Origin of the sequence: Nocardioides sp. Kera G14 (assembly GCF_020715565.1) — a bacterium.
GTDB lineage: Bacteria > Actinomycetota > Actinomycetes > Propionibacteriales > Nocardioidaceae > Nocardioides.
In genome coordinates this window covers 225,321-247,589 of sequence record NZ_CP085839.1, presented here as the reverse complement: position 1 = coordinate 247,589, position 22,269 = coordinate 225,321, and the positions used below count along the sequence as shown (strand labels likewise).

General features: G+C 69.6%; 25 protein-coding genes and 3 tRNA genes. 11 read left to right on the top strand and 17 right to left on the bottom strand.

Annotated elements, in window-relative coordinates; genetic code table 11:
* Position 1: 1 nt before the first annotated feature.
* A complete protein-coding gene (locus LH076_RS01260) occupies positions 2-1,348 on the bottom strand; it encodes an NAD-dependent succinate-semialdehyde dehydrogenase (RefSeq protein WP_227782161.1) in 1,347 nt (448 codons plus the stop codon).
* A 35-nt stretch (positions 1,349-1,383) separates the two neighbouring features.
* On the opposite strand from LH076_RS01260, the gene LH076_RS01255 reads away from it, so the two are divergent.
* From LH076_RS01255 to rlmC, 4 genes are read left to right on the top strand one after another with little or no spacing between them, the layout of a single operon-like run.
* The gene (locus tag LH076_RS01255; RefSeq protein ID WP_227782160.1) at positions 1,384-2,577 is read left to right on the top strand and encodes a pyridoxal phosphate-dependent aminotransferase; all 1,194 of its coding nucleotides are present in this window, start codon (positions 1,384-1,386) and stop codon (positions 2,575-2,577) included.
* A complete protein-coding gene (locus LH076_RS01250) occupies positions 2,578-3,603 on the top strand; it encodes an adenosine deaminase (RefSeq protein ID WP_227782159.1) in 1,026 nt (341 codons plus the stop codon).
* A gap of 7 nt (positions 3,604-3,610) precedes the next feature.
* A complete protein-coding gene (locus tag LH076_RS01245; RefSeq protein WP_227782158.1) occupies positions 3,611-4,171 on the top strand; it encodes a DUF4190 domain-containing protein in 561 nt (186 codons plus the stop codon).
* Between the two features lie 35 nt (positions 4,172-4,206).
* Positions 4,207-5,337, top strand: a complete 1,131-nt coding sequence (gene rlmC / locus LH076_RS01240) for a 23S rRNA (uracil(747)-C(5))-methyltransferase RlmC (RefSeq protein WP_227782157.1) — start codon at positions 4,207-4,209, stop codon at positions 5,335-5,337.
* 4 nt (positions 5,338-5,341) lie between these two features.
* On the opposite strand, the gene LH076_RS01235 is transcribed toward rlmC, so the two are convergent.
* From LH076_RS01235 to LH076_RS01205, 7 genes are all read right to left on the bottom strand, one after another.
* Complete coding sequence (locus LH076_RS01235) at positions 5,342-6,355, bottom strand: UDP-N-acetylmuramate dehydrogenase (protein ID WP_227782156.1); 1,014 nt, start codon at positions 6,353-6,355, stop codon at positions 5,342-5,344.
* 22 nt (positions 6,356-6,377) lie between these two features.
* A complete protein-coding gene (locus tag LH076_RS01230; protein ID WP_227782155.1) occupies positions 6,378-6,770 on the bottom strand; it encodes a MaoC/PaaZ C-terminal domain-containing protein in 393 nt (130 codons plus the stop codon).
* The gene (locus tag LH076_RS01225) at positions 6,767-7,162 is read right to left on the bottom strand and encodes an FAS1-like dehydratase domain-containing protein (RefSeq protein ID WP_227782154.1); all 396 of its coding nucleotides are present in this window, start codon (positions 7,160-7,162) and stop codon (positions 6,767-6,769) included. Before LH076_RS01225 ends, LH076_RS01230 begins: the two co-directional genes overlap by 4 nt.
* A gap of 233 nt (positions 7,163-7,395) precedes the next feature.
* A complete protein-coding gene (gene rpmG, locus LH076_RS01220; RefSeq protein ID WP_227782153.1) occupies positions 7,396-7,566 on the bottom strand; it encodes a 50S ribosomal protein L33 in 171 nt (56 codons plus the stop codon).
* 60 nt (positions 7,567-7,626) lie between these two features.
* Positions 7,627-7,703 (bottom strand) — tRNA-Met (locus tag LH076_RS01215).
* A gap of 4 nt (positions 7,704-7,707) precedes the next feature.
* Positions 7,708-7,779: transfer RNA gene (locus LH076_RS01210), tRNA-Thr, on the bottom strand.
* A gap of 60 nt (positions 7,780-7,839) precedes the next feature.
* Positions 7,840-8,880 (bottom strand): pirin family protein, encoded by a 1,041-nt coding sequence (locus LH076_RS01205; protein WP_227782152.1) that lies wholly within the window; start codon positions 8,878-8,880, stop codon positions 7,840-7,842.
* 70 nt (positions 8,881-8,950) lie between these two features.
* Here LH076_RS01205 and LH076_RS01200 point away from each other — a divergent pair, with 70 nt between their 5' ends.
* Both LH076_RS01200 and LH076_RS01195 read left to right on the top strand, forming a co-directional pair.
* Positions 8,951-9,586: a hypothetical protein gene (locus tag LH076_RS01200; protein ID WP_227782151.1), complete on the top strand. Its 636-nt coding sequence runs from the start codon at positions 8,951-8,953 to the stop codon at positions 9,584-9,586.
* A gap of 104 nt (positions 9,587-9,690) precedes the next feature.
* Positions 9,691-10,806 (top strand): glycosyltransferase, encoded by a 1,116-nt coding sequence (locus LH076_RS01195; RefSeq protein ID WP_227782150.1) that lies wholly within the window; start codon positions 9,691-9,693, stop codon positions 10,804-10,806.
* Here the strand turns inward: LH076_RS01195 and mptB are convergent.
* Positions 10,735-12,219: a polyprenol phosphomannose-dependent alpha 1,6 mannosyltransferase MptB gene (gene mptB / locus LH076_RS01190; protein ID WP_227782149.1), complete on the bottom strand. Its 1,485-nt coding sequence runs from the start codon at positions 12,217-12,219 to the stop codon at positions 10,735-10,737. The two genes, LH076_RS01195 and mptB, sit on opposite strands and share 72 nt — an antisense overlap.
* Positions 12,220-12,289: 70 nt before the next feature.
* Between mptB and LH076_RS01185 the strand changes: the two genes are divergently transcribed.
* Entirely contained in the window at positions 12,290-13,219 is a 930-nt protein-coding gene (locus tag LH076_RS01185; RefSeq protein WP_227782148.1) for a phosphodiesterase, read from the top strand.
* 15 nt (positions 13,220-13,234) lie between these two features.
* Here the strand turns inward: LH076_RS01185 and LH076_RS01180 are convergent, their stop codons facing one another.
* The 4 genes from LH076_RS01180 to LH076_RS01165 all read right to left on the bottom strand — a co-directional run bounded on the left by LH076_RS01180 (position 13,235) and on the right by LH076_RS01165 (position 16,908).
* Positions 13,235-14,548, bottom strand: coding sequence for an MFS transporter (locus LH076_RS01180; RefSeq protein WP_227782147.1), 1,314 nt, complete (start codon positions 14,546-14,548; stop codon positions 13,235-13,237).
* An 85-nt stretch (positions 14,549-14,633) separates the two neighbouring features.
* Positions 14,634-15,125: a YajQ family cyclic di-GMP-binding protein gene (locus tag LH076_RS01175; RefSeq protein WP_227782146.1), complete on the bottom strand. Its 492-nt coding sequence runs from the start codon at positions 15,123-15,125 to the stop codon at positions 14,634-14,636.
* A gap of 5 nt (positions 15,126-15,130) precedes the next feature.
* Positions 15,131-16,294: an anthranilate synthase component I family protein gene (locus tag LH076_RS01170; RefSeq protein WP_227782145.1), complete on the bottom strand. Its 1,164-nt coding sequence runs from the start codon at positions 16,292-16,294 to the stop codon at positions 15,131-15,133.
* Positions 16,291-16,908, bottom strand: a complete 618-nt coding sequence (locus tag LH076_RS01165; protein WP_227782144.1) for an anthranilate synthase component II — start codon at positions 16,906-16,908, stop codon at positions 16,291-16,293. The genes LH076_RS01170 and LH076_RS01165 overlap by 4 nt, the downstream gene beginning before the upstream one ends.
* A gap of 25 nt (positions 16,909-16,933) precedes the next feature.
* On the opposite strand from LH076_RS01165, the gene LH076_RS01160 reads away from it, so the two are divergent.
* Both LH076_RS01160 and LH076_RS01155 read left to right on the top strand, forming a co-directional pair.
* Positions 16,934-17,650 (top strand): aminotransferase class IV, encoded by a 717-nt coding sequence (locus LH076_RS01160; RefSeq protein WP_227782143.1) that lies wholly within the window; start codon positions 16,934-16,936, stop codon positions 17,648-17,650.
* A gap of 41 nt (positions 17,651-17,691) precedes the next feature.
* Positions 17,692-17,772, top strand: a tRNA-Tyr gene (locus LH076_RS01155).
* 43 nt (positions 17,773-17,815) lie between these two features.
* Here the strand turns inward: LH076_RS01155 and LH076_RS01150 are convergent.
* Genes LH076_RS01150 through LH076_RS01135 form a run of 4 tightly spaced genes read right to left on the bottom strand, consistent with a single transcriptional unit; the run spans position 17,816 to position 20,585 of the window.
* Positions 17,816-17,971 carry a hypothetical protein gene (locus LH076_RS01150; protein ID WP_227782142.1) on the bottom strand — a complete coding sequence of 52 codons (156 nt, stop codon included), beginning with the start codon at positions 17,969-17,971 and terminating at the stop codon, positions 17,816-17,818.
* 48 nt (positions 17,972-18,019) lie between these two features.
* Positions 18,020-18,691: a GntR family transcriptional regulator gene (locus tag LH076_RS01145; RefSeq protein WP_227782141.1), complete on the bottom strand. Its 672-nt coding sequence runs from the start codon at positions 18,689-18,691 to the stop codon at positions 18,020-18,022.
* 36 nt (positions 18,692-18,727) lie between these two features.
* Positions 18,728-19,576, bottom strand: coding sequence for an amidohydrolase family protein (locus LH076_RS01140; RefSeq protein ID WP_227782140.1), 849 nt, complete (start codon positions 19,574-19,576; stop codon positions 18,728-18,730).
* A 49-nt stretch (positions 19,577-19,625) separates the two neighbouring features.
* Positions 19,626-20,585, bottom strand: a complete 960-nt coding sequence (locus tag LH076_RS01135; protein ID WP_227782139.1) for an ABC transporter substrate-binding protein — start codon at positions 20,583-20,585, stop codon at positions 19,626-19,628.
* A 232-nt stretch (positions 20,586-20,817) separates the two neighbouring features.
* Between LH076_RS01135 and LH076_RS01130 the strand changes: the two genes are divergently transcribed.
* Positions 20,818-21,417 carry an SRPBCC domain-containing protein gene (locus LH076_RS01130; RefSeq protein ID WP_415753138.1) on the top strand — a complete coding sequence of 200 codons (600 nt, stop codon included), beginning with the start codon at positions 20,818-20,820 and terminating at the stop codon, positions 21,415-21,417.
* Entirely contained in the window at positions 21,414-22,262 is an 849-nt protein-coding gene (locus LH076_RS01125) for an HpcH/HpaI aldolase family protein (protein WP_227782137.1), read from the top strand. The genes LH076_RS01130 and LH076_RS01125 overlap by 4 nt, the downstream gene beginning before the upstream one ends.
* The last annotated feature ends 7 nt before the right edge of the window (positions 22,263-22,269 follow it).

The window sequence follows — 22,269 nt, the reverse complement described above, 5'->3', positions numbered from 1 at the left end:
ATCAGGCGATGGTGCGGATGAGCTTCTTGTTCACGAACTCGTCGATACCCAGCGAGCCGAGCTCACGACCGAAGCCGCTGCGCTTGATGCCGCCGAAGGGGAGCTCGACGCCGTCGGCGAGGACGCCGTTGACGAAGACCATGCCGGCCTCGATCTTCTCGGCGACGCGGGCGGCCTGCTCGGCGTCGGGCGTGAAGACGTAGGAGCCCAGGCCGAACGGGGTGTCGTTGGCGATCCGCACCGCCTCGTCCTCGTCGGACGCCTTGAAGACCATGGCGATCGGGCCGAAGAGCTCCTGGTAGTAGACCTCGTTGTCCGGCGTGACGTCGGTGAGGACACCTGTCGGGACGTACGCTCCGCGGCGCTCGCCGGCACTCTCCAGATGCGCGCCGCCGGCGACGGCCTCGTCGATCTGACGCTGCAGGTTGGCCGCGGCCGCCTCGGAGGACAGCGGCGTGATGCCGTCGGCGCTCTCGAGGATCTTGGCCGTGAACTTCTCGACGAACTCGTCGTAGATGCCCTCAGCGACGACGAAGCGCTTCGCGGCGTTGCAGGCCTGACCGGTGTTGTCGAGACGGGCCGTGACAGCCGCCTCCACGGTCGCATCCAGGTCGTCACTCCCGAGCACGATGAAGGGATCCGAGCCGCCGAGCTCGAGGACGACCTTCTTGAGGTTGCGGCCGGCGATCTCGGCCACGGCTGCACCGGCACGCTCGGAGCCGGTGAGCGAGACGCCCGCAACGCGCGGGTCCTCGATCATCTGGGCGACCTGCTCGTTGGTGGCGTAGATGTTGACGTAGGCCCCCTTGGGGAACCCTGCGTCGTCGAAGATCTGCTGGATCGCCGCAGCCGACTCCGGGCACTGCGGCGCGTGCTTGAGGATGATCGGGTTGCCGGTCGCGAGGTTGGGGCCGGCGAAGCGGGCGACCTGGTAGTACGGGAAGTTCCACGGCATGATGCCCAGCAGGACGCCGTACGGCGACCGCTTGATCACCGCGGAGCCCTCACCGTCGAGGAGATCGATCGGCTGGTCGGCCAGGAAGCGCTCGGCGTTGTCGGCGTAGTACTCGAAGATCGCGCCCGCGAACTCCGCCTCGCCGACGGCGTCCTCGAGCGGCTTGCCCATCTCGCGCACGATGATCTCGCCGAGGGCCTCCTTGCGCTCGTAGTGCAGCTCGGCGACCCGCTTGAGAAGCGCGGCGCGCTCGGCGACGGTCGACGTCTTCGACCACGTCCGCCAGGCCTCGGTGGTCGACGCGAGCGCGGCCTCGACGTCGGCCGCGGTGGCGGTCGGGAACTCCTGGACCACCTCGCCGGTGGCGGGGTTGATGACGGCGTAAAGGCTCATGCGGCCACACTAACGGCGCCGATAGAGTGGCGCCCATGAGCTCTCCCCGCGACCGTCGTATCTCCCGCAGGATCGGTGCCATCGCCGAATCCGCCACGTTGAAGGTGGATGCCAAGGCGAAGGCGCTCAAGGCGGAGGGCCGGCCGGTCATCGGTTTCGGCGCCGGCGAGCCGGACTTCCCCACCCCTGACTACATCGTGGAGGCGGCCGCCACGGCTGCCCGCGACCCGAAGAATCACCGCTACACCCCGGCCGGCGGGCTGCCCGAGCTCAAGGCCGCGATCGTCGCCAAGACCAAGCGGGACAGCGGCTACGAGATCGACGCCAGCCAGGTGCTGGTCACCAACGGTGGCAAGCAGGCCGTCTACGAGTCCTTCGCCGCGATGATCGACCCGGGTGACGAGGTGCTGTTGCCGGCGCCGTACTGGACGACGTACCCCGAGTGCATCCAGCTGGCGGGCGGTGTGGCCGTCGAGGTCTTCGCCGACGAGACGCAGGGCTACAAGGTCACCGTCGAGCAGCTCGAGGCCGCCCGCACCGAGCGCACGAAGATCCTGCTCTTCGTCTCCCCCTCGAACCCGACCGGTGCGGTCTACACCGCCGACGAGATCCGCGCGATCGGCGCGTGGGTCGCCGAGCACGAGCTCTGGGTCGTCACCGACGAGATCTACGAGCACCTGCTCTACGACGGGGTCGAGACCGGCTCGATCGCGACGCTGTGCCCGGAGGTCGCCGACTACACGGTGATCCTCAACGGTGTGGCCAAGACCTATGCGATGACCGGGTGGCGCGTCGGGTGGATGATCGGTCCCGCCGACCTCGTCAAGGCCGCGACCAACCTCCAGTCGCACGCGACCTCCAACGTCGCCAACGTCTCGCAGCGCGCTGCGATCGCTGCCCTCGAGGGCGACCTGTCCGCGGTCGACGAGATGCGCACCGCCTTCGACCGCCGTCGGAAGCTGATCGTCTCGATGCTCAACGAGATCGACGGCGTCGAGTGCCCGACCCCCGAGGGCGCCTTCTACGTCTACCCGTCCGTGAAGGGGCTGCTCGAGCGCACCGGGATCGGCTCCTCGGCCGAGCTCGCGGAGCACATCCTCGAGCAGGCGGAGGTCGCCGTGGTGCCGGGCGAGGCCTTCGGTACGCCGGGCTACCTCCGTCTCTCCTACGCGCTCGGCGACGACGACCTGGTCGAGGGCATCTCGCGCCTTCAGAAGCTCTTCGCCTGAGTGCGTGATCTGCGGGCGCTGCCCAAGGCCCATCTGCATCTGCACTTCACCGGCAGCATGCGGCACTCGACGTTGCTCGAGCTCGCCGAGCGCGACGGCATCCGGCTGCCCGAGCAGCTGGTCGCCCAATGGCCGCCCGAGCTCTCGGCCGCGGATGAGAAGGGCTGGTTCCGCTTCCAGCGCTTGTACGACGTCGCCCGCTCGGTCCTGCGCACGGAGGCCGACATCTACCGCCTCGTCCGTGAGGCCGCCGAGGACGATGTGGCCGACGGGGGCCGGTGGCTGGAGATCCAGGTCGACCCATCGGGCTACGCCTCGAAGTTCGACGGGATCACGGCCTTCACCGACCTGGTCCTCGACGCCGTCGCCGTGGCCTCACGCGAGACCGGTCTCGCGATCTCGACGATCATCGCCTCCAACCGCACCCGGCACCCGCTGGACGCGCGCATCCTCGCCCGCCTCGCCGCGAAGTACGTCGACCGCGGGGTCAGCGGGTTCGGACTCTCCAACGACGAGCGGCGGGGCTCGACCGAGGAGTTCGCCCACGCCTTCGCGATCGCCGAGCGGGCCGGGCTGATGCTCGTCCCTCACGGCGGTGAGCTGCTCGGCCCGGCCCACATCCGCACGGTGATGTCCTCGCTGCACCCGACCCGGCTCGGTCACGGCGTCCGGTCGGCCGAGGACCCGGCACTGCTGGAGGCGTTGGTCGACGCCGGCATCGCGCTCGAGGTCTGTCCGACGTCCAACGTCTCCCTCGGTGTCTACTCCTCGCTCGCCGAGGTGCCCGTCCCGACCCTGATGGCAGCCGGCGCGACGATCGCGCTCGGCGCCGATGACCCGCTGCTCTTCGGCTCGCGCCTGCTCGGCCAGTACGCCGCCGTCCGCGCCGCCCACGACCTCACGGACCAGCAGCTCGCGGAGCTGGCGCGTGGCTCGATCCGCGCCTCGGCCGCGCCCGACTCGCTGAGGGCCGCGCTCCTGGCCGAGGTCGACGAATGGCTCGCCGGCGACGGATCTGAGGAATGATGGGCGCATGAGCGACCCTTACGGCCCCGGCGGCACAGGCGGCACCGGCGGCAACGACGGTCCCGGCGAGTCGAGCGAGCCCGGCGACGGCTATCGGCCGCAGCTCGGGAAGGACTCGCCGCCGCCGTACGGCCAGCCCGGTCAGTACACCTACGGCCAACAGCCGGGGCAGTACGGCCCACCCCCGGGGTACCCGCAGGGTCCGAGCTATCCGGCCGCGCCCGCCGGCTATCACTACGCCCAGCCCAACGACCCCGGCGCGCAGACCGCGATGGTCGTCGGCATCGTCGGGCTCGCCATCGGCTTCCTGGCCTGCGGCCTCGGCTTCTTCGCCTCGCCCGTCGCGATGGTCATGGGCCTGCGCTCCAAGCACCGGATCGACGCCTCCGGCGGTCGGTTGGGCGGACGCAGCAACGCCCAGGCCGGCTTCGTCATGGGCCTGATCGGCACCATCCTGCTGGCACTCGCGGTCCTCGCCTTCGTGGCCCTCATCGCGCTCGTCATCGTCGGCGTCGTCAACTCCGACAGCTTCAACGACACGACGTACGACTACGGCACCAGCGCCTGACCGTCGAACCGCCCCGTCCTGAACCCGAATCACCTGTGCGCTGCGACTATTTCGACGCCGGCCTGTGCCGCTCCTGCCAGTGGCTCGGCATGCCGTACGCCGACCAGCTCACCACCAAACAGGCGCGGGTGGCCTCGCTTCTCCCGTCGGACCTTCCGTGGGTGAACCCGATCGGCTCGGCCGAGGAGGGCTTCCGCAACAAGGCGAAGATGGTCGTCGCCGGCACTGTCTCCAAGCCGACGCTCGGCATCCTCGACCCGTCGGGACGTGGCATCGACCTGCAGGGCTGCGGTCTCCACGACCCGCGCCTCCGTGCGGCTCTGCCGCAGGTCGCCGACCTCGCGCGTCGCGCCGGGCTGACGCCGTACTCGGTGCCGGAGCGACGTGGCGAGCTGAAGCACGTGCTCGCGACGGTCTCGCCCGCGGGTGAGCTGATGATCCGCTTCGTGCTGCGCTCGACCGAGGCGATCGCGCGGCTGCGCAAGCACCTGCCCGTCCTGCTCGACGCGCTGCCGGTTGCGGTGGTCAGCGCCAACCTGCAGCCCGAGCACAAGGCCGTGCTGGAAGGGCCCGACGAGATCGTCCTCACCGAGCGCGACACGCTGACCATGGAGGTCAACGGGCGACCGCTCCACCTGCGGCCGCAGTCCTTCTTCCAGACCAACACCGAGGTCGCGGGAGCGCTCTACCGCGCTGCAGCCGCGCATGTCGATGCCGTCGCACCGAGCAGCGTGTGGGACCTCTACTGCGGCGTCGGCGGCTTCGGGCTCCACGTCGCCGCCGCGGGCCGCTCCGTCCTCGGAGTCGAGATGAGCGAGCAGGCCATCGAGTCGGCCCGGCTCTCCTCCGAGGCCCTCGGCATCGAGGCGACCTGGCTGGCCGGCGACGCGTCGGACTTCGCCCTGTCCTCGACTCCTGACGAGACGCCGGAGCTCGTGATCGTGAACCCGCCCCGCCGAGGCATCGGAGCCGGGTTGGCCACCTGGCTCGAGGAATCCGACGTGGAGCACGTCGTCTACTCCTCCTGCAACGCCAGGACGCTGGCTCAGGACCTCGCGCTCATGCCCTCGCTGAGGCCCGTGTCAGCGCAATTGCTCGACATGTTCCCCCACACGGACCACCACGAGGTGCTCGTGCTGCTCAGCCGAGGAGGCGTCGGGGCCTGAGGGCCTACAGCTCTGTGCCGAGCAGGACCGGCTCAGGCACGAGCTCGATGCCGAACTCCCGCTCGACCCCGTCCCGGATCTCGCGAGCGAGTGAGAGAAGCTCTGCCGTGGTCGCACCGCCGCGGTTCGTCAGGGCCAGCGTGTGCTTCGTCGACACCGACACCCTCGCGTTGCCGTAGCCCTTCGAGAAACCGGCCGCCTGGATCAACCACGCCGCGCTCGTCTTCACCGTCCCGTCGCCCTGGTCGTACGTCGGCGCCCCGGCCGGGAGCGCCTCGGGCTCGATGATCGGGTTGGTGAAGAAGGAGCCCGCGCTCCAGGTGTCATGGTCGGCGGGGTCGAGCACCATCCCCTTGGAGCCGCGCAGCTCGAGCACGGCCGCGCGGACGTCGGCCAGCGGGACGCGCTCGCCGACGGTGACGCCGAGCTTCGAGGCCAGCTCGGCGTACGCGATCGGCGCCGACAGCGTGCCCTGTCTCAGCTGGAAGACGACCTCGACGACGACATGTCGGCCAGGGTCCGCCTTGAACCGACTGTTGCGATAGGTGAACTGGCAGTCAGCCGCCGCGAACGTGCGGAAGCCCTTGAGCACGCGGTCCCAGACCCGCACCTGCGCGACCGTCTGGGCCACCTCGGCGCCATAGGCACCGACATTCTGGATCGGCGTCGCGCCGACCGAGCCGGGGATGCCCGAGAGTGCCTCGAGACCGGTCCAGCCCTCCGCGACGGCGCGCGCGACCAGGTCGTCCAGGGTCTCGCCGGCCGCCACCGTGAGCATGACGCCTCCGCACGTGGGGTCGTCCGTCGTGACGTCGGGCGTGATGCCGCGCGTCGCGACGTGCACGACCGTTCCGGGTACACCCTCGTCGGCGATGACCAGGTTGGAGCCACCCCCGAGGATCAGCGCACTGCGATCAGCCGCCGCCTCGGTGAGCTCCTCGATCGTGGTCGCCTCGACCCAGTCAGCCGCCGGCCCGCCCAGGTGCAACGTGGTGTGGTCGGCGAGCAGGTGGGTCACCCGCCCATCCTCTCAGGCGGACTCAGAGACGGACGACTGCCCGAGGGTTGCCCAGCACCCTCTGGTCACCGCAGGTCACCTCGAGCGCGAGCGCGAGGGTGCCGTCACCGGGCTTGGCCGACTTCACCGCGACGGTCACCTCGGCCGCTCCCTGTGCCGGTACGACGACGGGTGAGGTGAACTTCGTCGCGAGCTCCAGTACGTCAGCACCGCCGGTCCAGTCCGACACTGCGGAGGCCACGAGCCCCATCGTGAGCATGCCATGGGCGATGACACCGGGCAGCCCGACGGCGGCCGCCGCCTCGTCGGACTGGTGGATCGGGTTGTGGTCGCCGCTCGCCTCGGCGTAGGCGAGGAGGTCGGCTCGGGTCAGGGCGAACGTCCGCGGTGCGTACGCCGTCGCCTCGGCGCTCATGCGGCAGTCCCCCCGGCTGAGTGGACCAGCGTCGCGCGGGCCTCACCGATGACCTCCCCCGCGGCGTCGGTCAGCACGGTGAGGGTCCCGATCAGGTCAGCGCCGCCCAGCGAGCGCAGCGACGACACCGACATGGTGGCGGTCAGCGAGTCGCCCACCACGACGGGGCGGCTCCAGGCGAAGCGCTGCTCCCCGTGCACGATCCGCTCGAGGCGCGCCCCGACGTCGGCCAGGAAGGCCAGCATCGCATCGTTGAGCAGCACGATCGGGAACGTCGGTGGGACACCGGGGCCGGCGTACGACGTCGCCGAGGCGAAGGCGGCGACCCGCTCGGCCTCCACCAACCAGGGCCCGACCGGGGCGAAGGCCCGGCCGACGAGAGAGTCATCCACGCGCCCGACGGTAGGCGTTCGCCGGCGGGGTCTCCTCAGGCCTCGCCTCCAAAGATCTGATCGTGCATTTGTGGGGTTACGCGCCGACGTGCCGGCATGAACTCGGCGCGTAACCCCACAAATGCACGATCGGTCGCGCCCAAGATCGGTCACGCCCAAGTGTGCTGGAAATGTAGAAGACCCCGCCACGAGGGCGGGGTCTTCTAGAAACTGCGTCAGTCGATCGCTGCGACTCAGCGCGTCTCGCGGTGCGGCTGGTGGCAGCGGCAGCGCGGGCAGAACTTCGACAGCTCGATGCGGTCGGGGTCGTTGCGGCGGTTCTTCTTCGTGATGTAGTTGCGCTCCTTGCACTCATTGCACGCAAGAGTGATCTTGGGGCGAACGTCGCTGCTCTTGGAGGCCATTGGGAAGTCCTTATGGTGGGTGGTGCTCGTGGTGTTGCGCTGGTGACGCCGGATGGAACTTGGTAGCGGGGGCGGGGATCGAACCCGCGACCTCACGATTATGAGTCGTGCGCTCTAACCGCCTGAGCTACCCCGCCACAGAGCCCCCTGTCCGGATTGAACGGACGACCCCTTCCTTACCATGGAAGTGCTCTACCACTGAGCTAAGGGGGCAACGACCGAGAAGATTACCGGTCGCCCCGATCGGCACAAAATCGGGGAGTCACTGCCTACTCATCGGCGGGATCGGAGCCGGAGGTTGGGCAGCGGAGGCGCCGGGATGGGCGGCAGGTGGTCGCCCAGCACCGTGCCGAACTGCGACGCCGAGACCAGCTGCGAATCCGGCACCACCGCACCCGAGGACGCGTCGGTGATCGCCGCCTGCCAGGCGTCCCGCGCCTCGACGATCTCCTCGTGCGTGCGGCCGATGAAGTTCCACCACATCACGATCGACTCGCCGAACGGCGGCCCGCCGAGCAGCAGGAGGCGGGTCGACTCGTTGGCCTGCACGGTCATGGTCATGGCGCCCGGGGCGGTGTAGGCGAGGACGTCCTTGACCACCATCGTCGCCTCGCCGCCGCTGGGCAGGATCCCGCCGTCCACCCGTACGGCGACCCCTCCCGTGTCCACGAGCACCCCGTGTTCGAAGGCCGGATCGAGGGCGAACGACAGCGTCGCCCCCGCCTCGAGCAGGAGTTCGGCACCGAGCAGCGGCGTGAAGGTCTCGACCGGCGACGTCGACCCGAGCAGGGAGCCGAGGAAGACCCGCACCGCCCAGCCCTCACCGGTGATCTCGGGTGGGACGTAGTGGTCGAAGCGCGGCTCGGTGTCGCGGGCGGAGTCCGGCAGGGCCGTCCACAGCTGCGCGCCGCGCAGGACCGGGTGGTCGTCGGAGGAGATCTCCGAGTGCGAGATGCCACGGCCGCCCGTCATCAGGTTGACCTCACCGGGCCGCACGATCGCGTGGTTGCCGGCCGAGTCACGGTGCTCGATCTCACCGGTGAAGAGCCACGACACGGTCTGGAGCCCGATGTGCGGGTGCGGCGCGACCTTCATCCCACCGGTCTCGGCCACGTCGTCCGGGCCGTAGTGGTCGAGGAAGCACCAGGCACCGATCAGGGACCGCGAACGGGACGGCAGCGTCCGCCGTACGGTCATCGCACGCGGCCCGCCCAGGGGGACGTCGCGCGGGGTGATGAGCTCGACCGTCGCGCGGCCACCCGAGGTGCAGTCGAGCACCTGGGGATTGCGCTCCGGGTTGGTCACAGGGCCCATGGTCCCACGCCCAGACGTCCTCACTGCACGCCTTCGCGGGCGGGCGGTGAGCTCGGGCAGAATCACGCGTGTGGACGAGCCCGACGAGATCGACGAGCCGTGGTCGGTCGAGACGACGCTGGCGACCGCGCTCGACCTCTTCCGTGCTGACGTGACCCGCTTCGTCGGCCTCGCGGCGCTGCCGCTGCTGGCCATCTCCGTGATCTCGCTGCCGTTCGCCTTCTTCCTACCGAGCCTCGGCGAGGACGGGATCAGCGGGCGGCTGTCGACGGCCTTCGTCGCCGGGCTCACCCTCGCGCTCGTGATCGTCCTCGGCGCCCCGCTGGGCCGGGCGGCCCTGCTCGAGGCCGGGCACCCGACACCGCCGATCGCCTGGCCGCGCATGCTCGCCGTCGGCGCGACGGTCGGCGCGATCTGCGGCCTCGGCCTCGCCCTGTGGCTCCTGCCCGGCCTCGTCGCGGCGGTGCTGCTCTACTCCGTACCCGTCGTCGCGCTGGCCACCGGCAACAGTCCGGTGGAGGCGGTCCGCGAGGCTCTGCAGCTGACCGCGCGCCACCCCGGACCCGTCCTGGTCTGGGCGGTCCTCGCGTTGATGATGACCTTCGCGGGCGGCTGCCTCTGCCTGATCGGCTTCCTCGCGGCGTACCCCGTCGCCACGCTCGGCTCCGCCCTCACCTACCGCACGACCTGCCGCACCACGCGCTGAGCCGGTGAGCACCTGCTCGAGGCCGGTGCTCGGTCCCGGGGCGGTTCGCACGACATCCACACAGCCGCCCCACCCCGTTCACCTGCGTCCGGGAAGGTCACCGCGTGCGGATCGCCCAGCTCGCCAACTTCGTCGGCCCTCGGTCAGGCGGCATGAAGACCGCACTCGAGGCGCTCGGCGCGGGCTACGCCGAGGCCGGCTGCGAGCGGCTGCTCGTCGTCCCCGGCGAGACCGACCGGCGGTACGACGGCCCGCACGGTCCCGTCGTCGAGGTGCGTGCTCCTCGGGTCGGCGGCGGTTACCGCCTGATCCTCGAGCCGTGGCGGGTGATCGACATCCTCGAGTCGTGGGCGCCCACGTCGCTGGAGCTCTCCGACAAGTTCACCCTCGTCCCGGTCACCTGGTGGGCCCGGCGCAACGGTGTCGGCACGGTGCTCTTCAGCCACGAGCGGCTCGACGACCAGGTGACGCTGCGCACCGGTCTGGAGACCACGACCAAGGTCTCCATCGGCCTGCTCAACCGGATCCTGGTCCGCTCCTTCGACAACGTCGTCGTGACCTCGCACTACGCGCGCCGCGAGTTCCAGCGCCTCGCCGACGCCGCCGGCACCCCGATGACCAAGATCCCGCTCGGCGTCGACCTCGACCTCTTCCGGCGCCGGCCGCACGTCCCCTCCGACGTGCTGCGCCTGATCCACGTCGGCCGTCTCTCCCCCGAGAAGTCGCCGCAGCTCGCCGTGGGCACCGCCGTCGAACTCCACCGCCGCGGCCTCCCCGTCCACCTCGACGTGTACGGCGAGGGCCCCATGCTCGACGAGCTGCTGGCCATGTCCGCGGGCGTCCCCGTGACGTTCCGCGGCCACCTCGGCGACAGGGTCGAGCTGGCCCGCCGCATCGCCGAGGCCGATGTGTCGCTCTCGTGCTGCCCGGCCGAGACGTTCGGCCTCGCCGTCCTCGAGGCGCTCGCCTCCGGCACGCCGGTGATCACGGCCGACCGTGGTGGCGCCCGGGAGCTGGTCGACCGTTGGTCCGGTGCGTGGGGCGCTCCGCTCCCCGCGGCACTGGCGGACGCCGTACTGGCGGTGGCGGCGCGACCGGTGGATCAGCGACGGGCGGCGGCACGTGCCCGCGCCGAGCAGTTCCCCTGGTCAGCCTCCGTGGAGCAGCTGCTCGGCCTGCACGCCCGGATCAGCGGGCGCGAGGCCGTGCTGACGGCGTGAGCCGAAGACGGCCCTGAGGGTGCTGCGGTTGAGCAGCCACAGGACGCCGACGACCAGCAGGCCCATGGCGACCGTCAGGACGATCGCGACGTAGGCACCGTGGAGTGACGGGTCGAGCGGGGCGATCAGGCCGGCGACGATCATGCCGATCACGAGTGCGACCCGTCCGCGGGCCGGCATCTGGACGGCGGCGAGGAACGGCAGCGGCCAGAGGAAGTACCAGAGCTGGACGACAGGGCTGAAGAGCACCAGGGCGCCGACGATGACGGCGACGGCCGTGACAGCACTCCTGCGGTCGCCCGTCCGCCATCGGAGCGCGACCCAGGCCAGGACCGCGAGCGTGGCGACGGTGCCGAGCTTGCGCAGGACCCCGATGAAGAAGGCAGGTTCGGTCCCGAGATGGAGCATGCCTGAGGTCCAGTCGGCGATGCCGCCGACGATGACCGCGGGCGTGAGCAGGGTGTTGACCGTGCCCGGGACGCCGAGGGCGGCGATCCAGCCGTGACCGAGGCCGCTGACCACGCCGAGGCCGAGCAGCACGCCGAGCGCGACCACACCCACCTCGACGGCACGACGGGCACGCTGGGCGAGGGAGGCGGCGACCGGCACGGTGGCCAGCACGATGCCGAGCGCGACCAGGCCGCCGGGAAGCTTCACGGCCGCGGCGAGGCCGGCGAGCAGGGCACCGAGCGCCCAGTGCCGCTCGACTCCGACGACGAGGGCCGCCGCCATGAGGCCGATCATCAGCAGGTCGTTGTGCAGGCCGCCGACGCCGTTGGCGATCATCATCGGGCTCGCGATCACCAGCACGGTGGCGACGGCGGGGTTGACGCCGGTCCAGCGGGCCAGCCGCGGCATCGCCCAGGCGAGGAGGACGAGGCCGACCAGCGCGAGCACCCGGTGACCGATCGCCAGCATGAGCGGGTTGCCGGTGTGGTGCGCCATCTCGGCGCCCCACCAGACCGGCAGCGGGCCGTACGGCGTCGGCGTGAACCACCAGCGCGGGTCGACCGCCTCGTGCACCGGGCCCTCGAGGATCCACGGTCCGTGCTGGTAGGGACTGATCCCGGCGGCGACGAGCGCGCCCTGGGCGGCGTACGACCAGCCGTCGCGGGAGAAGAGCGGCGGCGCGATCAGGAGCGGCGCGGCCCAGAGGACGGTCGCGAACCGGGCGAGGCCGAGGCCGTCGGCGGTGTCCAGCCCGCCGACGACCACGCGGAGTCGGAGCCATGCGTGCGCAAGGAGTCCGAGGCCGAGCATGATCACCGTGAGTCCGGCCATGCGTCCGGCCTCGTGGTCGCGCAGCGACACGAGCAGGTGATGGCGCAGCATCGGTGTCGAGTCCGGCAGCGTGGCCACGACCCAGCCGCCGAGCAGCACACAGAGGCTGCCGAGGAGACCACGCGTGAGCACACGGGGACGGTAGGTCCCGGAGTCGACCGTCCTGTGAACGGGAGCCGAATGTCGTCTCTACTGTGGAGGCGTGCATCTCGACCTCTATCCCGATCCGCTCCACACGATCGCGCACCTGTCGGACACGCACCTGTTGGCCGGCGGGGCGCGGCAGTACGGCGTGGTGGACCCGGAGGTGGGGCTGCGGCTGGCACTGGACCGGCTCTCCCGGCTCGCGCATGTGCCGGACGTCGTGCTGGTGACGGGCGACCTGGCCGACATCGCCGAGCCGCAGGCCTACGAGCGGCTGAAGTCGCTGGTCGCGCCGGTCGCCGAGGACATGGGGGCCGAGCTGGTCTGGGTGATGGGCAACCACGACGAGCGGCCGGCCTATGCGACGGAGCTCTTCGGCTGGCCGTCGGACGACCCGCAGGACCGGGTGTACGACGTCGACGGGCTTCGGGTGATCTCGCTCGACTCCACCGTGCCCGGTTATCACCACGGGCTGGTCGACGCCGACCAACTGGAGTGGCTCCGTGAGGAGCTCAGCGAGCCGGCGGAGCACGGCACCATCATCGGGATGCACCACCCGCCGATCCCGCTGCCGCTCGCCCCGGTCGACGCGATCATCGGCCTCTACGACCACGACTCCTTCGCCGCCGTGCTCGAGGGCACCGACGTGCGTGGGATCCTCGCCGGGCACCTGCACTACTCGACCTACTCGACCTTCGCCGATGGGATCCCGGTCTCGGTCGCGTCTGCCTCCTGCTACACCGTCGATCCCACGCCCGCGGCCGCCATCCTGCGTGGCGTCGACGGTGCCCAGTCGATCAACCTCACGCACGTCTACGCCGACCGGCTGGTGCACACCGTGGTGCCGCTCACCGAGTCGCCGGCGGTCTACAACGTCGATCCGCTCCTCATGGCCGCGCTGGAGGCGCTCAGCCCGGAGGAGCGGATCGATCAGCTGTCGCGCAAGGACTCGGAGTTCAACACCAGCGGGATCGCCACCGGAGCCTGAGCGCGGGTTGTGAGCTCAGTGGGCGAGCTGCAGGACGGTCCGGTCCGAGGCCGGCTTCGCGACGACGTACGTCAGGAGCAGGAGGACGGCGCCGACGCCTGAGGCGACGGCGAAGAGGACGATGCTGGGCGCCGCACTCGTCGGGTCGCGGTCGAGCAGCCATCCTGCGGCGGTCGGAGCGATGACGGCTCCCACCCGCCCTCCACCGAGGGCCGTACCGAGCGCTGTGCCTCGGAGGTTCGGCGGGAAGTGGCTGGCGATCGCCGAGATGATCAGGCAGAGCGTGCCGTGCGAGCCGACTCCGGCCAGGATCAGCAGCAGGTAGACCACGGCGATCGAGCTCGGGAAGGTCGTGAGGACCGCGAGGCTGATCGCGCCGACGAAGGCGGCGATGATCGCGACCCGCAGCGCGCCGAAACGGGTGGCGGTCCAGGCGGTGACGACCGAGACGGCGACCGCGCCGAGGTTGAGCGCGAGCAGGTAGGTCAGCGGGTCGGACCCGAGGTCGAAGCGGACGTCGGCCTTCGTCAGCTTGGGCAGCCACGTGCCGAGGCCGTACCAGGCGAACATCGTCGCAGTGGTCGCCACGAAGAAGAGCAGGGTGGCGACGACGTACGCCGGCTTGAAGACCTCGAGGACGCTGGCCCTGGTGACGTGGGCGAGGTCGTCGCTGGCCTTCTCCAGCCCGTAGCGTGCGTCGATCACGTCGGCCTCGGCGGCGCGGCCCTTGCTGCGCAGCCAGGTCGGCGACTCGGGCAGGGCGACCACGACGAGGACGGCGAGGGCGAGGCCGGCGAAGGCGAGGAAGTACAGGGTCGGCCAGTCGCTCGGGTCGGTGAGGACCTTGAGGCCGATGATGGCGGCGATCGAGCCGCCGACCGGGACACCCGACATCATCGCGGTGGCCGCGATCGAGCGGTGGCGGTCCTTGACGAACTCGGCGGCGATCGCGTTGGAGCTCGGCACGAGGGCGCCGAGGCCCAGACCCGCGACGAAGCGGAGGAGGCCGAACATGCCCGGCCCGTCGGCGAAGCCGGTCAGCCCGGTGAAGAGCGAGAACCAGACGATGGCGGTGATGATCGTGAGCCGGCGGCCGAGGATGTCGGCGATGGCGCCACCGGAGAGCGCGCCGACGAGCATGCCGAGGAACGCGAGCGATCCGATGTGGCCGGCGCCGTCGGGCGTCAGGTGCCAGTCCTTCTCACCGAGGAGCGAGGGGATGGTCGTGCCGTAGACGATCAGGTCATAGCCGTCGAAGATCACGACGAGCCAACAGAGAGCGACCACGAGCCAGGCGGGCCGGGTCCGAGAGGTGGAGGTCTGAGTCACGGAACGATGGTGTGATGGCCATCACGACCGCACCAAAACGGTTCCGTTATGCAGAACGGAGGTTCCGCAGACGGCTCTGAGGTGCTCAGCGATAGTTGACGAACTGCACCGCGAAGTCCCAGTCGTGGCCCTTCACGAGGGCCTGCACGGCCTGGAGGTCGTCGCGGCTCTTGGAGGAGACGCGGAGCTCGTCACCCTGGATCTGCGCCTTGACCGACTTGGGGCCCTCGTCGCGGATCAGCTTGCCGATCTTCTTGGCGTCCTCGGAGGTGATGCCCTCCTTGAGCTTGATGTCGATCTTGCTCTGCTGGCCCGACTGGCGCGGCTCGGAGGCGTCGAGGATCTTGAGGCTCTGGTTGCGCTTGATCAGCTTGTCCTGGAAGACGCTCAGGACCGCCGAGGCACGGTCGTCGGCGCTGGCGGTGATCTCGATCGCCTCGTCGCCCTTCCACTCGATCGTCGCGCCGGTGCCCTTGAAGTCGAAGCGCGTCGAGATCTCGCGGGCGGTCTGGGAGAGCGCGTTGTCGACCTCCTGGCGGTCGAGCTTGCTCACGATGTCGAAGGAGGAGTCAGCCATGGGCCTCAGTCTAGGGCGGCTCGGGTGCGGTCGTACGCCGACAGGACGGCCTTGAGTTTGAGCTCCGTCTCCTCCCATTCCTGCTCGGGATCCGAGGCCCAGACGATCGCCCCGCCGGTGCCGATCGTCGTGGCGTCGGGGGTGGTGACGGCGGTCCTGATCACGACCCGCAGGTCCGCGCCTCCGTCAGCGGTCAGGATGCCGATCGCACCGGAGTAGACACCTCGCGGCACCTGCTCGAGGGCGTCGATGATCTGCATCGTGCGCTCCTTGGGCGCCCCCGTCATCGATCCCGGCGGAAACGCGGCGCGGATCGCGTCGACCCTCGTGCGCGTGGGCGCAAGTCGTCCGGTGACGGTCGAGACGAGCTGGTGCACCGTGCTGTACGACTCGACCTCCAGGAACCGCGGGACCGTGACGGATCCGGGCTCGCAGACCCGGTTGAGGTCGTTGCGGACGAGGTCGACGATCATCAGGTTCTCGGCGCGGGTCTTGGGGTCCGACGTCAGCTCGTCGGCCGCAGCACGGTCCGCCGTGCGGTCGTCGTGGTGACGTGGCGCAGTGCCCTTGATCGGACTCGAGCTCACGACGCCGCCGGGCGTGATGGAGAGGAACTCCTCGGGCGTGGCCGACGCGATCGCGACGTCACCGGATCGAAGGTAGACGTTGCGCCCGGTCGGCGAGGCCTCGCGCATCGCGAGGAACAGGGCGAACGGGTCGGGGTGCGGAGCGAGAGAGAGCGTCCGCGTCAGGCAGACCTCGTAGGACTCTCCGGCCGCAAGGTGCTCCTTGATCGTCCCGATCGCGGCGAGATACGCCTGCTGGTCGGGGTTGCTGGTCGGGAGGCCCGCTCCACGAGTGAATGAACGTTCGTTCACTGCCGCGAAGGCGGCCTCAGGACCAGCCTCCCGGACCTCATCGACTCGCATCCACAGCGCATCAGGGACACCGGCCGGCGACGTCACCGACCGCTGCTCTCGATCACCGACGCCATAGCCGAGGTAGCCGACCCACGTGCCGTGGAGACCGTCGAGCCAGTCCCAGAGATCTGTGGCGACGACATGTCCGTCGATCCGCACGCCGTCACCGGCGACGTACGTGGCGACAGTGTCGGACGTGCCGGAGAGGACGGTGCCGTCAGGATGGTCGACCAAGTACTCTCCGATCATCTGGGCTCCCACGCGCGGAGCGTGTCGAGGAAGCTTGAGACCATCCGGTCGCCGTACTCCGTCGCGATCGACTCGGGGTGGAACTGCACGCCCCACCACGGCCGGCCGACGACCGCGAGCCCCATCACCACGCCGTCCTCGGCGGTCGCCGTGACCCGGATGCCGTGTGACGGCTCGATCGCAAGCGAGTGATAGCGCGTGGCCCTCAGCGGTGAGGGAAGCCCTGCGAAGGGGCCGGTGCCGTCGTGCGTCACCTCCGAGACGTGCCCGTGGTGCGGCTCGATCCTCACGATCGCCGCACCCGCACGTACGCCGAGCAGCTGATGCCCCAGACAGACACCGAGCACCGGCGTCTGGTCGAGGAGGTCGAGCACGGCGGGCGTGTGGCCGACGTCGTCGGGATTCAACGGCGTGCCAGGACCGGGCGAGATGACGAGGGCATCGAGATCGGCGGTGTCGACCGCCAGGAGAGCCGGATCGTCGTTGACCAGCACCCGTACCTCGGCGCCGGCAGACGTCAACTGCGCGGCGAGGTTGAAGGTGTAGGAGTCGTGGTTGTCGACGAGCAGCACGTGCAGCAGGCGCGCTTCCCCGCCGCTGCGACCCAGAGTCATGCGGAGGTCCTACCATGCGAGCGCGATGAGTCAGAACTACGGATGCTTCACGACGATGCGCGTCGACGCCCTGCCGGGCTCCCCGGACTCCCGGGGCGGCGTGGGCGTGCGTGGCTGGGAGCGCCACGTCTCGCGGCTGCAGCGGGACAGCGCGGCCCTCTTCGGTGAGCCCGTCTCGCGTGAGGCGATGGTCGAGGCGGTGTACGCCGCCGTCGAGGCTGTCGACCTGCCGATCCTCGTGCGGCTCGCCGTCGGGACCCGTGACCTGGAGATCGCTGCGTCCACGCGCGCCGTGACCCCCTCCGACGTCCCGCTGCGCGTACGCGCTGTCCGGCACGACCGCTTCCGGCCGGAGATGAAGCACACCCTGACCGCCCCCGAGTTCGCCGAGCGGGACGCGGCCCTCGCCGAAGGCCTCGACGACTCGCTCTTCGTCACCGGGCAGGGCCTGCTCAGCGAGGGCACGACCTGGTCCCTCGTCCTCGGCCGGCCTGATGGCACCTGGGTCACTCCGCAGGCACCGGCGCTGCCGAGTGTCACCGTTGCACTGCTGGCCGATCGCGTGTCGATCGGCTCGGAACCGGTTCGGGCCGATGACCTCGAGCAGTTCGACCGGGCCGCCGCCGTGGGCTCGGGACGTGGCGTGCACCAGATCGCCTCGATCGGGGCGTGGACCGCGTCGGACGGGGTGGAGGAGTTGGTGTCGGCGTACGGCCTGATCAGGCTCGACGCCGTTTTCTAGTCGCCGCCCACCCTGCGCTATCGTCTCCTGCGTTGATCTGAGGCGGGTTGCCCGAGCGGCCAATGGGAGCGGACTGTAAATCCGTCGCGAAAGCTTCGAAGGTTCGAATCCTTCACCCGCCACACAACTGTCTGAGGCCCTGAGCGATCAGGGCCTCAGGTCATTTCAGGGCATCTCGTCGCTGGTGTGGCTGGGGCAGTCCGGATTCATGCAGACACGGTCGTCCGGCGTGCCGTCAGGCTCGGCGACCTGGTCGGTCTGGTGCGGCCGGAGCTCGACGTCGGAGCCACAGATCCGGCACGGCTTGAGGTCGGAGTACATGGAGTGCTGGTACCCGCGACACCGAAGATCAACGGTCCACGCCAGGAGTCAGCGCGCAGTACTGAGCAGCAGCGCCCGCCGCGCCGACGAGACGTGGTGGCGCATCGCCGCCGCAGCCGCGTCCGCATTGCGCGTGCGGATGGCGGCAAGGATCGCCTCGTGCTCGCCCAACGAGTTCGCCCGCGGGTGTGAGCGGGTCTGGTCCCGGAACTGACGCATCACCAGTGGGTACATCAGACGATCAACGAAACCCACCATGATCGGCTGCCGGGCGCCCTCGCGGATGTAGCGGTGAAACGCCCTGTTGAGTTCCGAGTACCGCGCAGCGTCACCGGTCTGATCCGCCTCGCGCATCTCGTCCCACGTCGCGCCGAGCAGCTCGACCTCGCTGTCGGTCGCCCGCTCTGCGCACTTCCCTGCAAGCGCCGACTCGAGTGTCTCGCGAGCCTCGAGCACAGCTGCGGCCTCCTCGACGGTGAAGAGTCGCGTTCGCACGCCGCGATTCGGTTCCCTGGTCAGATATCCCTCCTGAGCCAGCCGGACGATCACCGATCGCACGGTGCCGCGGGACACGTCGAGGAGAGTCGTCAGCTCCGCCTCGGTCAATCGCGCGTTCGGCACGAAATGGCCGGAGACGATGAGATTGCGCAGGTCCTCGTACGCCTGGACGGACCGGCTCGACTGTCCCGTCGCCTCGGATTGCACGATCTCCAGGTTCATCCGGGCTTCTCCTCTTGGCGTCCGACCTCCAGCGCGTCAGGCCAGCGAGTAGAGCCGGCTCACCGTTCCACCGAAGACCGCCGCCTGCGTGTCATCGTCATAGGAACCAAGGACGTCGCGAGCCAGTGCAACGAGTTCCGACATCGGCTGGTCGGCGGCCGGACAGTTGGAGCCCCACGCCACCCGCTCAGCACCGAACTTCGCAAAGAGTGGCTCGAGGAAGTCGGCCGCCGCGGACGGTCCGAGATGCTGGAGGCCTTCGAGGGTGCGATGTGTGAGCTTGAGATTCAGGCCGCCAGCACCGGCGAAGGAGGTGACCAGCTCCGCCGCCGCACCCGGCGACGCGACAACGTCCGGGTATCCGCAGTGGTCCAACAGCACCGTCGCCTCCGGGTGTCGACTCAGCAGCAGGTCGAGGGCCGCACGGGTGTCTTCACCCAATCGGAGCTGGAGGCAGACGGGGATGCGGGCCTTCGAGGCAGCGGTCCAGAACTCGTCCGTCGACTCCTCGGCGAACCACATTCCCTGTTCGGACATGGTGCTACCCGTCGTGAACAATCGGACACCGACGAGTCCCTCGGCGATTCCCTTGGCGAGCCGACCGGCAGCGTCCGTCGCGAGCGGATCGAAGGTTCCGACAGCCGCGAAGCGGTCGGGCCACCTCTGCGCGGAGTCGATCACGTAGCTGTTGTCGTAGCCGTAGGCGGTGGTGGCCTGGACGAGGACTGCCTGGTCGATGCCTGACTCGTCCATCAGCGCGAGGAGTCCCTCCGCCGTCACGGGCCGATCGCTCGCCCACGCCGACTGCTTCCCTCCCAACGGCGAGCGCGGAAAGAGATCCGTGTTGGGCGAGATGATGTGGCAGTGACTGTCGACGACATGCATGATGCTTCTTCTGCTCCTTGGGCTGGTTCGGCTTGGTGAGTGGCTTGGGTCAGCAGTCGGGATAGTCGCCCGGCGCGAAGAGCGCCTCAGGCTGGCCACGTAGGAGACCCTGATCGGCACTGAAGCGCTGAAGCGCTGCGAGCGTCGCGGCGTTCGAATCGACGCCGTACGGGATGGGGTCTGACCCGATCATGGCTCCCTGACGAGCGAGCCGCGGGAGCGCAGTGAAATCCGGATCCTCGTCGAGCGCGGCGCGCTTGCCGTCACAGAACGCGGCGTAGAGCTTGGTGGGCAGGTCCGGATCCTGCTCGACGAGCTCGGCGCGCAGCACGACGACCGAGTGCAGCGGATAGATCCCCGTGCGCAGGTAGTAGTCACGCTCGAGCACCTCGTGGTCGGCGAAGAGCGGGTACGTCGACGCCGGCTCGTCCGCGGCCGCCTCCCATCCCGTCGCCGGGTTCCCGGCGCGTCCCGTCCCGGCGTTGCCGGTGAAGGCCGCGTCGATCTCGGACGCCGCCAACAGTTCGCCCAGGGACCGTCCGTCCTCGACGCGTTCGACGTTGTCGGGCGAGCGGCCCTCGATGTGGTCATCGTCGTCGACGACCCAGGTGACCTGGCTCAGGTTCACGCCGTACTCCTCGGTGAGGACACCGCGCGCCCACACCCCCGTGCTCACCGAATAAGCACGAACGCCGACACGACGCCCCTCGAGGTCCCGGGGTGTCCGGATGCCGGAGTTCGGTGAGCACTGGATGTCCCCGTGATGGAAACGGCGATTGAGGAACACAGGGATGGCGACCAACGGGATGCCGGCATCCCGGGCCATGAGGTAAGAGACGGGCGCGAGCTCGCAGACATCGAACTCGAGGTCGCGAATCATGCGCCGGTACGCGGCAATGATCGGCCGCACCTCCACCGGCTTGGTGACGTAACCGTCCACCGGCGCCCGGCCGTCCTCCACCGCAGCCGAGTGGGCGTAGTGGCCGAGCGCAAGGGTCAAAGACTTCATCGGGGCTCCATGTTTTGTTAGACAATTGAGTTGACCGTAGCACGCAACGTGCCGCCACGCACCGTGCGGAGGGCTGAGAAATCGACGCCGTACGCTCGGCGATCGAGCGCGACAACAGCGCCTAGCTGACTAATTTCGTCGATTTGTGTGACCCCCTTCACATCCCCCACGAATGTTGCTACGGTCGGCCATCGAACCAGATTGTTAAACAACTCTTGGTAGGAGATGCAGCTTGATCACCATCGCGGAACGCATTCGCGTGCCCCACCCGCCCGAGATCGTGTGGGAGGTGCTGTCGGACCCGGCCACGGTCGTCTCCTGCATCGACGGGTCCGAGCTGGGAGAGCAGCATGAGGACGGAACCTTCGATGCTCGTCTCGCCGTCAAGTTCGCCGCGATCAAGGTCGGATTCGCCGCGCGCATCTCGTTGGACCTGGATGAGGCCGAGCGGACCGGACGGATGGAGGCGCGAGGCGCCGACTCCCGCGGGTCCACACGAGTCCAGGGGAACGCGGCCTTCGCCGTGAGCCCCACGGCGACCGGCTCGGAGGTCGCTCTCGACGGCGTCATCGAACTGAACGGACAGCTGGCGTCCTTGGTCACCACGGGTGCGGCAGTCGTCGTTGACCGGATGACCCGGACGTTCAGCGAGAAACTCGAGGCGACCTGCGCCGAACGGGACCCCGCGACCGCCGGCCGGGGCGCCGCTCTGGTTCCGCACACCCCAGCAGCGCAGCGCCTCACCGCCTGGCTCGGTCGCGTGTGGCGGCGCGTCCGCGATCTACGAGCCTCTCGTCAGGCCCGAACCCACGCGAGGAAGTCGGGCGCATGACTCGCCTCAACCGTGTCATCGCGCTCCTCGAGCAGGGTGCGACTGTCTTCGGCGGCTTTGCCGCACCCGAGCCGGCCGCGGCTGTCTCTGTGCGCGACGTCGCCTACGACCTGGTCCTCTTCGAAGCGGAGCACAAGCCGTGGGATGCCCCATTGCTCAAGGACGCCCTGCAGTACCTGCTCGACCGGCGTCAGCTCGTCGGCGCCGAGACGGTCACTGCTCCCATCACACCCATCGTGCGAATTCCGGCCAACGGCGGGGAGCGCTCGCAGTGGCACGCCAAGCAGGCTCTCGATCTCGGAGCCTTCGGCGTCGTCTGGCCCCACATCGACACCGTGGAGGACGCGCGCAATGCGGTGTCCGCCTGTCGCTATCCCCGGCTGGACCGGCCCAAGGAAGAACCGCCGGGGCTCCGCGGAGACAGCCCGGCGTGGGCGGCCCGGTACTGGGGCATCCCCACCTCGGAGTACTACCAGCGGGCCGATGTCTGGCCCCTCGCCCCCTCCGGGGAGATCCTCGTCGTCCTGATGATCGAGAGCGTCCAGGCGATCGAGAACCTCGACGACATCCTGGGCGAAGTTCCCGGCATCGGCCTGATCATGATCGGCGAGGGCGACCTCAGCCAGGAGCTCGGGCTCCCTCGCGAGTATGAGCATCCGACCGTCCTGGAGCTGAAGCGACGGGTTCTCGCGACGTGCGCCGCACATGGCGTCGCGGTCGCCCACCCGCATGTCACGCAGGCGAACGTCGAGCAGGTTCTTGCCGACGGCTACCGAGTGCTCCTGACCGCCCCTGTCGTGAAGTACCCCGGTCTCGACCGCGGCCGTGCCCTCGCCGGTCGCTGATTCCCGT

Coding starts and splice junctions, on each gene's coding strand:
- LH076_RS01170 (WP_227782145.1), bottom strand. CDS start 16,294: ATGATCGGAGAGTACTTGGTCGACCATCCTGACGGCACCGTCCTCTCC.
- LH076_RS01255 (WP_227782160.1), top strand. CDS start 1,384: ATGAGCTCTCCCCGCGACCGTCGTATCTCCCGCAGGATCGGTGCCATC.
- LH076_RS01145 (WP_227782141.1), bottom strand. CDS start 18,691: ATGAACCTGGAGATCGTGCAATCCGAGGCGACGGGACAGTCGAGCCGG.
- LH076_RS01140 (WP_227782140.1), bottom strand. CDS start 19,576: ATGCATGTCGTCGACAGTCACTGCCACATCATCTCGCCCAACACGGAT.
- LH076_RS01125 (WP_227782137.1), top strand. CDS start 21,414: ATGACTCGCCTCAACCGTGTCATCGCGCTCCTCGAGCAGGGTGCGACT.
- LH076_RS01135 (WP_227782139.1), bottom strand. CDS start 20,585: ATGAAGTCTTTGACCCTTGCGCTCGGCCACTACGCCCACTCGGCTGCG.
- LH076_RS01160 (WP_227782143.1), top strand. CDS start 16,934: ATGAGTCAGAACTACGGATGCTTCACGACGATGCGCGTCGACGCCCTG.
- rpmG (WP_227782153.1), bottom strand. CDS start 7,566: ATGGCCTCCAAGAGCAGCGACGTTCGCCCCAAGATCACTCTTGCGTGC.
- LH076_RS01205 (WP_227782152.1), bottom strand. CDS start 8,880: ATGGGCCCTGTGACCAACCCGGAGCGCAATCCCCAGGTGCTCGACTGC.
- LH076_RS01165 (WP_227782144.1), bottom strand. CDS start 16,908: ATGACTCTGGGTCGCAGCGGCGGGGAAGCGCGCCTGCTGCACGTGCTG.
- LH076_RS01150 (WP_227782142.1), bottom strand. CDS start 17,971: ATGTACTCCGACCTCAAGCCGTGCCGGATCTGTGGCTCCGACGTCGAG.
- LH076_RS01260 (WP_227782161.1), bottom strand. CDS start 1,348: ATGAGCCTTTACGCCGTCATCAACCCCGCCACCGGCGAGGTGGTCCAG.
- LH076_RS01230 (WP_227782155.1), bottom strand. CDS start 6,770: ATGAGCGCCGAGGCGACGGCGTACGCACCGCGGACGTTCGCCCTGACC.
- LH076_RS01175 (WP_227782146.1), bottom strand. CDS start 15,125: ATGGCTGACTCCTCCTTCGACATCGTGAGCAAGCTCGACCGCCAGGAG.
- LH076_RS01245 (WP_227782158.1), top strand. CDS start 3,611: ATGAGCGACCCTTACGGCCCCGGCGGCACAGGCGGCACCGGCGGCAAC.